Annotated in this window: 14 protein-coding genes; 3 read left to right on the top strand and 11 right to left on the bottom strand. The window is 38.9% G+C overall.

The window, feature by feature from the left end:
• Positions 1-31: 31 nt before the first annotated feature.
• From FGG15_RS07905 to FGG15_RS07885, 5 genes are all read right to left on the bottom strand, one after another.
• Complete coding sequence (locus tag FGG15_RS07905) at positions 32-997, bottom strand: HipA domain-containing protein (RefSeq protein ID WP_313790984.1); 966 nt, start codon at positions 995-997, stop codon at positions 32-34.
• Complete coding sequence (locus FGG15_RS07900; RefSeq protein ID WP_138834964.1) at positions 984-1,319, bottom strand: HipA N-terminal domain-containing protein; 336 nt, start codon at positions 1,317-1,319, stop codon at positions 984-986. Before FGG15_RS07900 ends, FGG15_RS07905 begins: the two co-directional genes overlap by 14 nt.
• Complete coding sequence (locus FGG15_RS07895; RefSeq protein ID WP_138834962.1) at positions 1,316-1,543, bottom strand: helix-turn-helix domain-containing protein; 228 nt, start codon at positions 1,541-1,543, stop codon at positions 1,316-1,318. The genes FGG15_RS07900 and FGG15_RS07895 overlap by 4 nt, the downstream gene beginning before the upstream one ends.
• Before the next feature lie 801 nt (positions 1,544-2,344).
• Positions 2,345-2,686: a hypothetical protein gene (locus FGG15_RS07890; RefSeq protein ID WP_138834959.1), complete on the bottom strand. Its 342-nt coding sequence runs from the start codon at positions 2,684-2,686 to the stop codon at positions 2,345-2,347.
• 19 nt (positions 2,687-2,705) lie between these two features.
• Positions 2,706-3,911, bottom strand: a complete 1,206-nt coding sequence (locus FGG15_RS07885; protein ID WP_138834957.1) for a HEPN domain-containing protein — start codon at positions 3,909-3,911, stop codon at positions 2,706-2,708.
• Between the two features lie 144 nt (positions 3,912-4,055).
• Here FGG15_RS07885 and FGG15_RS07880 point away from each other — a divergent pair, with 144 nt between their 5' ends.
• The 3 genes from FGG15_RS07880 (at position 4,056) to FGG15_RS07870 (ending at position 7,279) form a co-directional block, all read left to right on the top strand.
• Positions 4,056-4,454 carry a helix-turn-helix domain-containing protein gene (locus FGG15_RS07880; RefSeq protein WP_138834955.1) on the top strand — a complete coding sequence of 133 codons (399 nt, stop codon included), beginning with the start codon at positions 4,056-4,058 and terminating at the stop codon, positions 4,452-4,454.
• 525 nt (positions 4,455-4,979) lie between these two features.
• Positions 4,980-5,348, top strand: a complete 369-nt coding sequence (locus FGG15_RS07875; RefSeq protein WP_138834953.1) for a hypothetical protein — start codon at positions 4,980-4,982, stop codon at positions 5,346-5,348.
• Positions 5,349-5,359: 11 nt separating this feature from the next.
• Positions 5,360-7,279: a T9SS type A sorting domain-containing protein gene (locus FGG15_RS07870; RefSeq protein WP_138834951.1), complete on the top strand. Its 1,920-nt coding sequence runs from the start codon at positions 5,360-5,362 to the stop codon at positions 7,277-7,279.
• A gap of 325 nt (positions 7,280-7,604) precedes the next feature.
• Here the strand turns inward: FGG15_RS07870 and FGG15_RS07865 are convergent, their stop codons facing one another.
• The 6 genes from FGG15_RS07865 to FGG15_RS07840 all read right to left on the bottom strand — a co-directional run bounded on the left by FGG15_RS07865 (position 7,605) and on the right by FGG15_RS07840 (position 14,717).
• Positions 7,605-8,600 carry an IS110 family RNA-guided transposase gene (locus FGG15_RS07865; protein WP_138834949.1) on the bottom strand — a complete coding sequence of 332 codons (996 nt, stop codon included), beginning with the start codon at positions 8,598-8,600 and terminating at the stop codon, positions 7,605-7,607.
• Positions 8,601-9,251: 651 nt separating this feature from the next.
• Positions 9,252-10,544 (bottom strand): hypothetical protein, encoded by a 1,293-nt coding sequence (locus FGG15_RS07860; protein WP_138834947.1) that lies wholly within the window; start codon positions 10,542-10,544, stop codon positions 9,252-9,254.
• The gene (locus tag FGG15_RS07855; RefSeq protein WP_138834944.1) at positions 10,532-10,966 is read right to left on the bottom strand and encodes a hypothetical protein; all 435 of its coding nucleotides are present in this window, start codon (positions 10,964-10,966) and stop codon (positions 10,532-10,534) included. The genes FGG15_RS07860 and FGG15_RS07855 overlap by 13 nt, the downstream gene beginning before the upstream one ends.
• Positions 10,967-11,003: 37 nt before the next feature.
• Positions 11,004-12,941 carry a coiled-coil domain-containing protein gene (locus FGG15_RS07850; protein WP_138834942.1) on the bottom strand — a complete coding sequence of 646 codons (1,938 nt, stop codon included), beginning with the start codon at positions 12,939-12,941 and terminating at the stop codon, positions 11,004-11,006.
• A gap of 8 nt (positions 12,942-12,949) precedes the next feature.
• Complete coding sequence (locus tag FGG15_RS07845) at positions 12,950-13,495, bottom strand: hypothetical protein (protein WP_138834940.1); 546 nt, start codon at positions 13,493-13,495, stop codon at positions 12,950-12,952.
• The gene (locus FGG15_RS07840) at positions 13,488-14,717 is read right to left on the bottom strand and encodes a dsDNA nuclease domain-containing protein (protein WP_138834938.1); all 1,230 of its coding nucleotides are present in this window, start codon (positions 14,715-14,717) and stop codon (positions 13,488-13,490) included. The genes FGG15_RS07845 and FGG15_RS07840 overlap by 8 nt, the downstream gene beginning before the upstream one ends.
• Positions 14,718-14,737: the final 20 nt, after the last annotated feature.

Genomic DNA, 14,737 nt, shown 5'->3' with positions numbered 1-14,737 from the left:
ATAGGTGACTTTTGTATTATAAAAACAATGGTCAGTTGTCTAAAGCTGATGAAGTGTTGTAAATCCTTTCATAACGTTCTAGTAGTAAAGCAGTATATTTTTCTTTCATTTCTACAGATAGAAAAGAAGCATTTATCCCATTCATAGCATCGTCCTTCTTTTTGTAAAAACGATTGAACACTCCTTGAATTTGCTTGTCGGTTAAACCCAACCCGTTCCCCAATGATTCAAAATGATTTCGTTTCAGCTTACTTTTTTTTCCTCCCAAGGTAAGGGCTAGCTCTTCTTCATCTTTGGGATTCACAATAGCCACATTCAATAAATCATAGGCTGGTGCCAATAACCAACCGGAGGTAGACTTAATCATGGAGAAATTTTTTAGATGCATATCATTGTTTCCAGTGAGGAAACTAAATAAGGTCAATTCGAAAAAGAAGATTTTGTCCAAGAGGGTGTTATCTGAATAGGTATGTAAAGCCTTTCCAATTTTCTCCATGGAGCTTTTGTATTTGTCAAAAGCTTCCGTAATCTGGAACATATCGAGCATATGGATTTTTTGACCATCTTCAGTTCTATCAATTCGTTTGGTAATATAGGATAGCTCACCGGATTGCAATCGAATTAAACTTGATGGTACAGTTTGAATCCCAAAAGATTCAGCAATACGCATAGTTGCATGTTCGTTTTGAGGCATTTCGGGATAATCCAATGATGGAGGTTTAAAAATGTAATTACCACCTAGAGCACCAACAACAGTTAGTCTAAAATTACCTGCCCCCTGAACTTCGTTTATAAGCGACATGGATAACTTGGGTTGTACCCCCGGAACAGATACACTTCTTTCCACGATATCTTTTGCCAGTTCTGACATCTGTTCTAACGAATACTCCAATTTTGGGGGTTCCTTGGTTCCAAAAAATTCTAGACTACAGGACTCATGGAAATCCTTCTCTCCCTCCAAATCGTCATAACAGTATAAACATTTATGCTTCATCATTGGCTTTTATGGGTTGCACGCTAACAGCACCTATGCAATTTTGGCAACAGGCCAATAATAGTCCCATGCGGTCATTTGGGTTTAGCTTCCAGTTTTTGGTGGCAATGTTCAATAACCAACCTTCTGGAATAAGACCTTCAAAAAAAGGAAACAACCTATTTTCTGTGTAAGCTTCTTTTCTTACGGGCATGGAGAAGGTTATAAACTGTTTGGGATAGTTCTTTATATAGTCGGTGTTGTATTGGAATATGTAATCACCGTCGTCGGTCTCAATAAGTTCTCCGGCCTTAATGTCATTATATACTATAGTTGCCTTTCTCATTGGACGGTATTATTTCTATTCCTAAACTCCTTAGTGCTGACTGCTGCAAGGGTATGCCCAAACATACTTAATACTAGGTTGACTTTATCCATATTCAAGTTGGTTTTACCTTGCTCTATTTTACGAACAACGGTAAGCGCTACACCTGCACGTTCCGCAAACTCTTTTTGGGTAAGATTAACCTCTTTACGACGAACTTTTACAAATTCGGACAACTCTTTCATTATATGCTTTTAAATATAAAATATGGTAAATATACAAAAATATATGTAAAAGCATATAAAATAGATTATACGCATATAATTATATGTTTTTACATATATAAGTGATTTATTTCAATTAGCTATTCTGCATAAACTAAACTCCACCCATTGCCCTCCATTCCATTTTGGACAAAGCGTATCGTTTAAAAAGTCTTGAACACCATACATTTTAAGAAATAATAAAATGAATGAAGTTCGCCTCACCATTAGGCAAAGATGAATTTTACCAACAAATCCATCATATTTAAGGTTAATTGTTTTAATATGTTATTTCAAAAAAGAAAATATGAACTGAATATAAAAGGTAAATAGGGCTTAATTTTTATTGCTTTGATTTGGTATAGTTTACAGGCGGACAGCGTTTACATTTTTTGTCCTGCCAGCAGGACGAAGAATGTAAAGCAAGAGGGTAGCGCGCAAGCGCGGCGCTACTAATTCATTTTCCTTCGGAAAAGACTATTTTTCAAGGGTTTTTCCAAAATATTCATTGTTGGTGATTCTAAGGTTTTTGTCGCAAAAGTGCTCTCAGCCCAGTAAAATCAATAAGTTTTTGTCACAAAAATGGCTTTTTGGAAAACAAGAGGAGAGTTTCTCTTTGCTAAATTTTTTAGTAGGTTGTGAATTCTGAAAATAATTCATTTTTCACGGAAAAAGGCTTTCAGCCCAATAAAACTGGGGCATTTTTAATGGAAAAATCGGAAAATATTAATCTCTAAAGGTAAATTGATACTCTATGTATCGATAAAATTATCCTCTGATTTCCTATTCATGTCCGTTCTTTTCTTCCCTGTAGAATCTGTTCAAGTGATCCATCAGGGCCTCTTCACCATTTGGCATCAAACGGTTGGCAACAATCAATGCCTGATGGATGAATTCCTCTTCGTTCCTTTCCATAACTTCGTCCGGACCCAACTCGGGGTTTATTGCCCTCATGGAAAGGTATATCAGTGCGCGAACGGTCAACAATAGATCGGCATGGCCGTCAACATAGAAAAATGTGGGCTGGAACTTGTCCTTGAACCATGGATGGGGAACCAAGGTCGGGGTATGGTCGTTGGCGTGGTGTCTCAAATCCTTTATAAGCTTTTCTTCGTTAGGGTTCATGGGAGCATTTTTTATTGGTTCAATTAGTGACCGTTGATGCAGATAGCAGTTTACCGATCTTATCGAGGAATTCCATTTCTTCATGCGGCACCAAGTCCAATATGTACCCCAGTACCTCCCGAACATTGTGTTCGGGCTGTGGAACTGTTCGACTTGGAAAGTTTTCCACCTCCAGTGCCGTGATACAGACCTTGATCAGGTTGGAGATCATGAACGAGGTTTCCAGATAGCCCTCGGTCAACAGTTCTATACCATAAAGTCCCTTTTCTGGACCATAGGGTCTCAATGTGCAAAAGTGTTCTTCTTCCAAACCTTTCAGTTTTTCAAACAGCGTCCCTTCACCTCTGTTCTTTTCATTGTCCTGTTCAGGTGTTGTCTCTTCAGGGGAAACTGGATGCTTCCCTTCGATTCGTTCCCTACAATGGGCGAGGTGCCGCTTGAAAATGGATTCCACTTCTTGGATGAACTCCTTTAGTTCCGATTGGATTTTCTTCACCTGTTCTTTGCCAATCTCAAATTCATTCCCGTAACGTGCCACACTGTAGGCATGCTCCAAAAGGATCAACAGTTCGTTGTTCTCCATTTCTGAGGTCTCCGAAAATGGACATAGTGTGGGAAAGAATGGTCTGCAATAGTTGATATGGCTGATGATGCTATGGGTCACCTTGCTCCTTCCGATGCACATCTGTTCGATGAACCGGAACGCAAGCTCAAAGGCTTGGTGCATGTTGAAAGTGGCTATGGAAAGGTCACCTTCCTTGATCAAGATATCCGCAGTGTGGGCAAAGGCACCCACCTTCTTCATTTCCGATGTATAATAACGAGTGGCCCTATTGATCAGGGTCTTGTGTGCCATTTCAGAGTAGTCCATGATGTTCTCGCCCTCTGGATGGGCAAAGATGGTCTCCCCAAGACAACAATGTTCCAAGAAATAGAGTGCTCCCCTTTCAAGGCCTATCTCGGATTGGTTCTTCGTATAGATCCTCACCCTGAAATCGGGATGCTCCTTACCGATTTTTGAAATCAATGAGCGTATTTCAGTGGGAATCGGGTCGTTGTTGACATCGACAAATAAGGTAAGGATATGGTATTTGGCATTGCCCTCCTTTTGCTGTGCGGATAGAAATGCCGCATCAATGGTTATGGTGTTCAGGATGCTGTCCACCAAATTGGACAGCTCCCCTGCCTTTTCAAAGTTTTCCGGTATGTTTGTGCAGTGTGTCATGGGATTGTGCTTTTATGGGTTCGGGAATCACTGCCCATATTAAGATTACGTTCCCTCGTATCCCACTATAAGAAGTTGTACTTTATCGGGGTCGTTTTGTATTTTACAATCGGAAAATTGTGGGAAACACCCTATATTTGAGCTATGCAGACAAAGACCAAGAACAACCATATAGGTAGAAAGATCGGCAGGATCAGGGAACTCCGTGGAATGAAGCAGGAGACCTTGGCCGAGGAACTGGGCATCAGCCAACAGGCCATTTCCAATATTGAGAACAGTGAAAAGGTGGATGAAGCGAAACTGGAGGAGATTGCCAAGGCTCTGGGGGTCACCAAAGAGGGAATTCAACAGTTCAATGAAGAATCAATCTTCAATTACTTCAATAGCTTTCATGACAGTAGCGCATTCAATACCCATTGCACGTTTAATCCTTTGGATAAACTAATGGAGGCACACGATGAAAATAAGAAACTCTATGAGCGTTTATTGGAGGCCGAAAAGGAGAAGGTCGCTTATTTGGAAAAACTATTTGACAAGAAATAATCCCATAGGGATAACTCTACCTCCTTTATGGAAAAGTTTTAAATAAGGTTGCTTACCTCACATCTTGAAACAATCAAGATTTCCATTTCATATACTAGATGGCCCTTCTCATAAGACATAGCTTTCGAATCAATCAACACTGGATATGCATACCCCTTACGGGATTCCTGTCATTTTGGAATAATTTTGAAATTACCACAATCAACAAATATGATCAGAAGGGGGATAAATGCTCCACGGCTATGGAAATCGGATTTTTTTCATAAAATGATGTAGTAACAAGAGATCAACCGACTTTCTAATCTCGATTGCCTCAGTAACCCGCCCTTGGTTAACCTTGACATACCATTCAAATTTTATTGGACGAACAAATTGGCTGCCCCGGACAAAAGCAACCCAACTGTATTTCTTGCGTCTTAATTGTAGGTACATTATGACATTGTTAAGCTTTTTAAAATTTAATATAATCTTTTTCTTACTTTTCAGAAATTTATCTATCTTCAATTTATGGAACCGCAAAACATCATGAAATTAACCGTTCTGATATTCATCTTCAACCTGACAGCTTTTACTTCGGGATGCTCCAGTGATGACAATGACCCTGAGCCGAGTTGTTTCCAAGATGAGGGCAGAAGAATAGTCGCAACCATTACGGATGCAGAAGGAACCATCAGGGCTCCTGGTATTTTTTGTCCCAATGATTTCACGATTGGGCCGGATGACCAGACGGATGACCGACCACTGGGTTCTTTTTTTCCATGCAATCTGGACGACGGCCTTCAGATTGAGGATGCTAGGGTAATATTCAGCGGTTATGTCTACGAATCCTTTGACACAGAGGATATTTGTGCCGATTTCTTTGAGATTACATCGATACGACTTATTAACCAATAAACTTACGCTACATGAGAAAAATTACTCTCGCACTACTTTTTGTAGTGCTACAGTCCCCTTTTGCCCATTCCCAAATGGAGATAGTCTCGAACAGAACCACTATTTCTTCCTCGCAAAGACAAATGTTGGATACATCCCTAGAGGAATATCAGTTGGTCCAAATGGACATAGCCGGGTTTAAGAGGGGCATTGCAGCTTCAAAGGAAACCGATGTTCTCTGGAGATTGGGGGGTGGACAAATCTTGGAGATGACCTTGTATCCCCATGAGATCCGATCTCCCAACTTTGAGGCATTTATAATCACAGAAAAGGGAAAGACCAAGCGAGAGGAGGTTGAGACCATTACCTATAAGGGGTATTTAAAAAACGGCAGGCCCGTTAGGCTCACCATCGACGATGCCTTCATATATGGGGGCTTTGAGACCGAAAAGGGCGTTATGTATGTTCAGCAACTTAGGGACTTCATAGGGGACAGAACCATATCAGATGATAAGTTGGTCCTGTACATGTCCGACAAGCTAAAATATCTGGAAGGCACATGTGGCACGGAGGACGTACCTGAGGACAAAGCTTTCAGCACTTTACAGAGCAATAGAAGTACTTCGGCCGGATGCAGCATTATAGAACTACAGTTGCACTGTGATCCGCAATATGCGGCCGCTCGCGCCAATTCATTTGCACAGATGTTGGGGGAAATCAATTTGATCCAAGATGTTTGGGATGATGACCTTGATGCGGTATTGACCGTAACCTCGCATATTGAATTTCAAGCAGGGGGATATACCTCGTTCGATCCCGTGACGATCATAAATGAAATCAGGAACCAGTGGAACGTCTCCAGTACCCCAAAGGATTTGATCCATCTCTTCACGGGCAAAGACTTGGGAGGAAATCTGGGAAGGGCTTCGGGCATAGGCGATGCTTGCAATGACACAAGACCTGTCTGTTATTCAGTAGACCGTGCCGATGTCCATGAGACGGTTTCCCATGAGATAGGCCACCTATTCGATGGAAGGCATGGTGATGGGGCAAACTGCGGAATCCCGGGAACCCGGACCATGATGTGTCCGGGATTTGACAAGGATTTGAATTTTTCGGCCGCTTCCATAACCAGAATCACCAATTTTTTGGACAATGAAAATTGCTTCAATGTAAATACTACCTCTATTTCTGGGACTTCCAACATTTGTGTGAACAACACGCATACATACAGTCTTACAAATTTCCGGCAAACGGCTGGCACGACCGTTACATGGAGCCTCAACAATTCAAGGGCGACCATTGTCTCTGGTCAGGGAACATCTTCCGTTTCCGTCAGGGGAGTCTCCAATGGTGGTGTAACGCTGACAGCCGTGATCAACTACCCGGGAAATGACTGCGGATCTGTTACCGAGACCAAGTCAATCACTGTCGGTGCACCAAACTTGACAATTTCGATAATGGGACCGGATTACCATGGATGGATAATCGCACAGGCATCGGGAGGGTCCGGTACACATACTTGGACTTTGAACGGCAGCACAACATGGACATCCACCTCAAATACAACGAGCCGTTATGTGGGCTGTAACGGGGGCTATCTCACAGTTCAGGCGTCCGGTTCCTGTGGTTTGGCAACAGGTGGGACCGGCATTCCATACGGATGTAGTGGAGGGGGGTTTCCTCTGATCGTCTATCCAAATCCCGCCGACAATGAGCTCAATGTTCAATTGGACAACAATTTAAATACGATAAGTAATGAAAGTCTTTTACCGGAAGGGCCCATTGACCTTACCATATTCGATATGGGTGGGCAAGTTGTCAAATCGGTCAAAATGGATGGAGGTACCAAGACCCTGTCCATAGAGGTAAGCGATTTGAAAAAGGGGAACTATTTTATCAGAATCAGAGGGGGAGGAATCGAGCAGACCCATCAAGTGGTCATTGAATAGATGTCGGATACTATACCCCATATAAAATAGGGCAGGGCCAAAACTCTGTCCTGTCCATTGTATATTTATTGGAAAATAGTTCATAAGTATCATTTGATAACAGAATCCTGCAATACTCTTAGCGATGCCAAGTGCCATAGTTTCAAGTGCACTTGAAAGCTTTCAAAACAACTTTCTTTTCAAAAATTGAACTATTCTGCCTCGCTCAATAAATTAGTATTCTATGAGTTTTCCAAATAAAAGCTGAATGTTTTTGTGGATTATTTTCCCCTATCAATATACCCCGTCAATTTGCGGGGGGTGATATTGAAGGAAAAAATAATGGTTATGAGGCTTGTCTGTAAACGTTAATGTATGGGGTTCCCCGATTGACCACCGCGAAAACACGCGCTATCAGTTTGTTTCTAATCACATTCAATGTACTCATTTTGTTTTTCCCTTCTTCTGTCCTTCTCTCATAGTAGCGTTTCATTTCTGGATTGTACTGTATTGCGGAGGCTGCACACATGTTCAGTATGGCCTTAAGTTCCTTGTTGGCAAAATGCGATACCTTGGAACGTCCCTTGATACTTGTTCCCGATTGATGTGGAAATGGGGCCACTCCACAATAGGATGCGAACTTTCTCCAGGTGTGGAACTTTGTGAACCTATTGGTGTAAATGATCACCAACATTGCGGTCATTGGTCCAACACCCTTGACGCTGGTAACCAATTTGAACAGGTCACTGAGCCCTTTGTCCCCTTTGATGATCTCCATCATCATCTGCTCCAGTTTATGAATCTCACCTGTAAGGGTGTCCACCATATTGTTCTGTATTTCGAAGATTATGTTGTAGTCCTTGCCACTAAGGATTCCTTTCTGCTCCTTTAGTGTCGTCTTGTAGCCGGCCCTTTGCTTGATCAGTTTTGACCGCAATGAGAACATGGTCCTTAATTTTCTGATCTGCACATCGGCGACCTTTGAAGGTTGGATTTCCTCTCTCAGGCGATATGCATAGAGAGCAATCCGCCTTGCATCGACTTGGTCGTTCTTCCCTCGGGCAATCCCTAAAGAGCGTTTGATTTCCAACCCTGCAGCTATGTGACAGGGCAGTTTCCTTTCCCCAAAAAAAAGGGAAAGGCCACGGGAATATAACCCGGTATGCTCAAAAATGAACAGGACATTCTCTTTCGGGAACAGACTCCTCTTATACGCCCACGCCACCAATTTCTTAAATCCATTGGTGTTGTTTTCAAATCGATCCCTATCACCTGAGGAATGGATGTGGGCATCCAATGTCAATTTGCTGACATCGATGCCAATGGTTTCTTTGATTTCCATAACTTTATAGTGTTTTGAATGGTTACGTTGACTAAAACCTTTAACAGGAGGTTCCTAAAATTCTATATGGTCCTTGTAACCGTGTTAAGAGAGAATGGGGACTAATACTAATCAAGGCCCTAATGGACTAGTTCGGCAAAAAGTTCACCCCATTCTCTTTTTGATTACTACCAAAGTTATCCACAAAAAAGGAAGTTATGAGTCTCCCCCGGACCCCCTCTTTACAACATCATAAACAATGGTATTTAATAAAAAACTAATCTAAAGGTTTTGGTAAGATTTGGGCTTGCAGCACTCAGCTATGCTTCGTTCGCTTTTCACAATATCTATTTAAAGGAAAATCTAGTTTTGCGAGATAGTTTAGAAGGGAGAAAAACTATTTCATTGAAAGAACCGTTATGATTTCATTCTATAGTTTCGTTAATTCACTTTTTACGGTGCCAATTTTCAACTCTTTGCATTAAGCGAATTTTGTACAGAATTCTGCTCTTACGAAGTATAGTTAACGGAGTTCAACTACCATTCTAAAATATGACTGATGGATGAAATGTAAAGAGTTTGGAAAAAGCATTTGCATTAAAGCTTTTTTACATCACAATTTCGAAACCTTGCCCTAGGTTGAGCAGAAAAAAGAATTTAGTGGTCATTTTTTCAAAATGGAAAATTAATATCATCATATAAGCTTTCGTCTGTATCTTCAAAATAACTACCCCTCGGTGTTCTTTTCGACTTTTCATTCCGAAATTGAATCCCAATAGTTTTGTTTTCTTGCTCTAAAAAGTAATCTTGATTAAAAGAATAAATATCTATGGATTCATCAAGAATGACATGAAGATGATTTTCATAATTCATTGACCTTGGATATGCTCTCCATCTTGTAATTGGCCCGGGAATTGTTATTATTTGATTATCACTTAAAATTACAATGAGAGCATTTTCACACTCAACTATATTACCGAAGTAAGCAGTGCCTCCGTTAGTAACTTTTCCTTTCCAGGCCTGTAAATTGAACGAAGTTAATTTTTGAAACTTTTCTTCTCCTTTTTCCTTGTCCGCATAATTATTGAATTTAATAATTTCGAACCCACCATTTTTCGCTTTATAAATTTTATCAGCAATACCCCAACTGACAAAATGTTGCTTTGATTTTGTTTTGAACAAAGTTTTATCTGTAAGTTTTGCATCATAATTCCTTGCAACATCCAATTGGCCTGTTAATTCAAGTTTAGCATCCCATTTAAAAGTTGCTAAAAAAGATTCTTTGACAAGAGATGTATTGTAGATGTTGAGATAAGAATAATTAGAAAAAGAAGAGTGCTCCTTACTAACTTGATAAATAGGTTTTTTGCTCTCGACTTTTTTTAAATTCTCAGGCTGTGCTATTGAAGTATTTAATTCGTACAATCCTTCATCGCCTCCTGATAAAGCGAGTTGGGGATACTTGTTTGCTTTTATTGATAATAAATTACAATCCCAAATTTTTACAGGTCTTGAACTTACAAGATACTTTTCGGTTTTACTTCGATGCGCCGAGCTTGAGAAAAGTCCTTTTTCGTGAATAAAATACAACTGGTTACTGTAAATTTCTGTGTCTGTAGGTAGAATTCCAGTCGGTGTTTCTTGCTCTCCAAGAAGGAATTTTGCTAACTTTTTTTGTGTTATTTGGAAAGTTTTACTCTCTACACGCTTGAATTTTTTAAGTAAAAGACGTTTGAAATCTTTGTCTTTAAAAAGTTCAATTAAAGAGGCCTTATAAAGATAATTACCATCTAAAAAACTGAATGTTAACGCTATTTTATCTGTTTCATATTTGATTAGACTTTTGACGATAGAAGTCCAATCGTAGACTTTTAGTCCACCATTAAAATCCCATAGGTATAACCTACCTCGATATATTTGGCAGTCATAATAATCCCCTTTAATGCTTATTTTTAAAGGCTGCACGATTGTCCCCTTCTTATTTTGTTCATTTTAGCTTTTGTTAAATATCCAAGTTCTACCCAATTTTTAAGCACGAATGTTGGTGGTCTATCCTGCGACCTTCTCAAATAATCAGCTGGATATCCGTGCCAAATGTCATTTTCATTTCCATCAACAAATTTTGCTAATTTAAGTCTTTCATTCTCAAAGTTGTGTCCGATATATTGTACTATGGAATTAATTATTTTTATTCCCCAACCATAATTGTCCTCAATCCATTCGGAAGTCTTTGATAATTTAAAGCACCCAACTTCATCGTCAAAGTCAACCGTCCAAACTGTTTTATTGGGATTTCCAGTTGCTCTATGCTGTGAAGAAATTATGTAAGTGGTAGTCAATTCCTCTTCTAACTCTATTTCTATTTCTGTGTCAGTGGTATATGGCATTCTCGATGTTTCTTTAAATCGTTGGAAGCATTTTTATTTAAGGGCCTTCATAATAAGTTATCAGTGGTGGATTCTCAGGATCATCCGGTGTCATATATCTCTCGGACATATCAACTTCAAATTCAGGCAGTACAAAATCTTTGTCAATAATAATAAACTGAGTGTCCTTTAATTCGTCGAGAGAAATATCATAAAGAAATTTATAAAAATTGTCAAATATCGCCTGGTTTACATCTTCACCGATATTCTTCATTGGAGTATCTATTATTACAAAATTCGGTAATGGAAGGTCATTATTGCTTGCCACAATATGTAAGGACAGCAAATATGCCACATTAAACAAAGTTTTCTTTCCGCCACTTCCTGCATTTTCATAGCTCCATTTTAGTGCATCTTGTCCCTTTGGTAATACATAGACGTTCCAAGTTGAAGTATTGATACTAACCTTGTCTTTTTCGTTTATACCAGGAAAACCAATTATCTCCAACGTATCTTTAAATTGAGCTTCTAGTTCTCTGACCATTTTCTTGGCGGTTGTCAACTTGCTTCTCTCCAAGGATATTTTTTCTTTGGCTTTTTGCTCTCTCAATTCTATCTTTAAGAATTTCTTCTCAATGGATTCTATTTCATCAGGTATTGCTTTAAGTCTCAAATAACCTTTAATGCGCTCTTCCATTGTGGCTATTTTTCTGTCAATCTCACGAAATAGACTTAGATACCTTGAATCGTAGTTCTTTAGTTCCTGATCAATTCTCGAGTCAATATTACGTCTGAAGTTCTCTTGTTTTTTGATTAACCTTTTCTGACGTGCCAACTCCTTTTTATGAATACTAATGGAATTTTCTAATTCCAGAATTCTCGAATCAAGATCGATTTTTAGATTTTCTACATTAGTCCTATCATTCATGTCACTACTAATGTCGGAACAGCACAAATAACAAGTTTCAGGTTCAATTCTTCTGCCTTCGATATTGGATCCACAAGAAGGACATAAGTCAAACTTAACATTGTCCAAAACATTAGCTACCGACAGGGATCGTGCTAATTTAAACTTTGAACTCAACAGTTCATTTTTCAGAGATACCTGTTCGGATATCCGCTGTTCCAAATCGTACAAGGCATTTTTGCTGTTTTCGAGATTTCGGGAATTTTTTCTGGCTCCTACTCTCAGTTCATCCACTATATGTGTCTCTGACGAATAAGTAGATTCCAGTCTCTCCTTCCTTAACTTTAAATCAGTTAGAGATTCCCTAGCAGCATTAATATCGCTTTCAATTTCATCCGCAGTTTCAAAGTTAAATTTGGTTAGTAGATTTTTTAAGCTTTTTATATTGCTGATAGCATTATTTTTTTCCTCTTTCGCGTTCAGCAGATCCCTCTCCAGCAGTGTAAGAGTATCTGAATGAAAACCCAGTACATATTTCATTACGTCTCTGGATTTATTTCTTTTGAAAGTATCCTCCAATCGAAAGAACGATGAGTCCAAATGATCTTGATCCAAATAGCAATACCACATAAAATCACGAAGACCTACCCTTATCTGGGTAGTATCTTCGTTAATCTTACTTTTTAGGGCCATAGGAGTATTCATACCTAAAAGGTAAAATACAAGATCATTAAAATTAAAAACATTATCGTTCCATATAGCTGCGTCCGCCAGTCTTAAAGGAGCTGAAACTGTCGCCCTTTCTTTGGCTTCGTTTTCCCAAGTAACTTGTATACTACTTGAATCCAATTTTCTTTCTAAGATAACATCGTTATTTCCGATTCTTAGATTCATTGTGCTGGAAACAAGTTCCTGTTGTATGGCTGGGGTAAACTCCAAGTTACCACCAATCATAAAATCGATTAACCTCACAATTGAAGATTTCCCAGAGCCTATTTGACCATGAAAAAATGATATCTGATGAGAAAGATCTATCATTATTCTTTCTTTCCTGGCCTGAAGCACTAATGATTCAAATTTGAAGTACATAATTTTGACTAAATTTTAGTTCCATATTTAAGAGAGCCAATTTCTGGAAAGGTTGCATAAATGAACTTCATGAGGTTTGTACCCGATTTATTGAAGTTGGAATTTATAATTTTAGCTCTTGAAATTATATCGTCATGCCAAGGGTCGTTTTGTAGGGCTTCGAAGATCTTTCTTCCATTGTCTGTAACACCTAAATAGATTGACCTTCCTTCAGGTCTGATGTAGACTAGGCCTCTTCCCACAAGCTCGTTGATGAATCTTCTATATCTAAAATCCCAAGGGCCATATTTAAATCTTACCATCTTGGACTCTACATTCTTTTTTTCATACTCCTTTATCTTTACACGCTCAGGGTTCTGGTGTACTTTCTTCATAGCTCTTTCTAAATAAACAGGATATCTAAGTAAAAAATCAAGTTTTGCCAACTTGGTTAGACCCTTTATTTCCTTCTTACCTTCAATTCCTGCAAAAACATTCAACAAGACAAGTATTCGACCTAGATGACTATCGTCTTCTTTCTCTAATTCCAAAAGATATTCAAAAACACTAATCATTTATTTCGAATTTTTTACTCCACCATACTTTGCACTCCTCCGTAAGGATGCCGACCATTCCCAACAAGTGCTCATATCTTGCATTGAACACGCTCTCTTGATCTTTCTTCGAAATTAGCCTAAGCCTGGAACGGATATTCTTTAGCATCTGTTGGCCAAACACTAGATTCTTATCCTCAAACTCATCAAATGCCTCTTGACATTCCGTATTAACGATCAACTTAATTTGATTATATTTTTTGTCAGCAATTTCGGGGCCTTCCTTGTACATTAGGGAAAGTAGATGGTTTGTCATGGAATATTTATAATCGCGGCTCAGGTCTATGTTCTCCGAACTTATACGGCCCGCATCCATCTTTACAGTCATTAGTTCATCGGAATTAGAGATACCTGATATTTGAGGGCTATCTTTCAAATACAACGTTACAGGATTCTCAATTTCACTTTTAATAACCGTCTCTAAATCCTTTTTCGTAATTCTTTTTGCTTCGAGTACTTCTTTGATTTTTTCCTCTTCAGAAGTACCTTTGCTAATATAGCAATCCAAACCATTGCTAACGCCTTGAAGTGAACTGGCCTTAAAATGAAAAGAGAACAATTTCTCTACAACAGATTCAATCACGCCAGGATTTAAATTTGGAACTACTCCGCTTTTTTTGAGTTTATCTTGAACGAATAGATGTAAGTTCTTTATGTCCGCATATTCTGACTGAAGCTCAACTTTTTTTAAGGTATCTATAACTGCGCTTTTGTCGCATTTTAGTTTGATAGCAACCTTATTTATCAAAGAGTTTGAAGAAGATCGTGGCTTGAGCAGTTCTGTTTGATTATTACCCTTAGCAAACTTTATACAGACATTCAAACTTTTGTTGTTCGGAGCAAAAGCCGTATTAGAGACAAGTATGAATTTTCTAAACTTCGAAGGAAACTTTAAATCTAACTCAACAAACCTTGTTAACGACTTTATTACCGCAGCGTCTGTTGTTTTGAAAGGCCCCAGTTGTAAAGCTCTTGTTTTTACTTGAATGCCTAAAAATCTGCCATCCTTTTCTTTGGCAAGAATATCTTCAAACTGCTCGCAGTAAATCTCTTTTGTAGTTCTTTCGGAATCAAGGATCGACAATGAAACCAAGACAGAATAGTAAATTTGATAAGAAAATCTGCTCAACACATCATCCCCTGGATCATTTGTATCAAGAATTGAATCGGGGTTCGAAATCATATTACGAAATAGTATTGGTA

Origin of the sequence: Flagellimonas algicola, from assembly GCF_005937185.1 — a bacterium.
GTDB lineage: Bacteria > Bacteroidota > Bacteroidia > Flavobacteriales > Flavobacteriaceae > Flagellimonas > Flagellimonas algicola.
The sequence above is the reverse complement of the archived record's forward strand: the minus strand, read 5'-3'. Positions and strand labels throughout refer to the sequence as shown.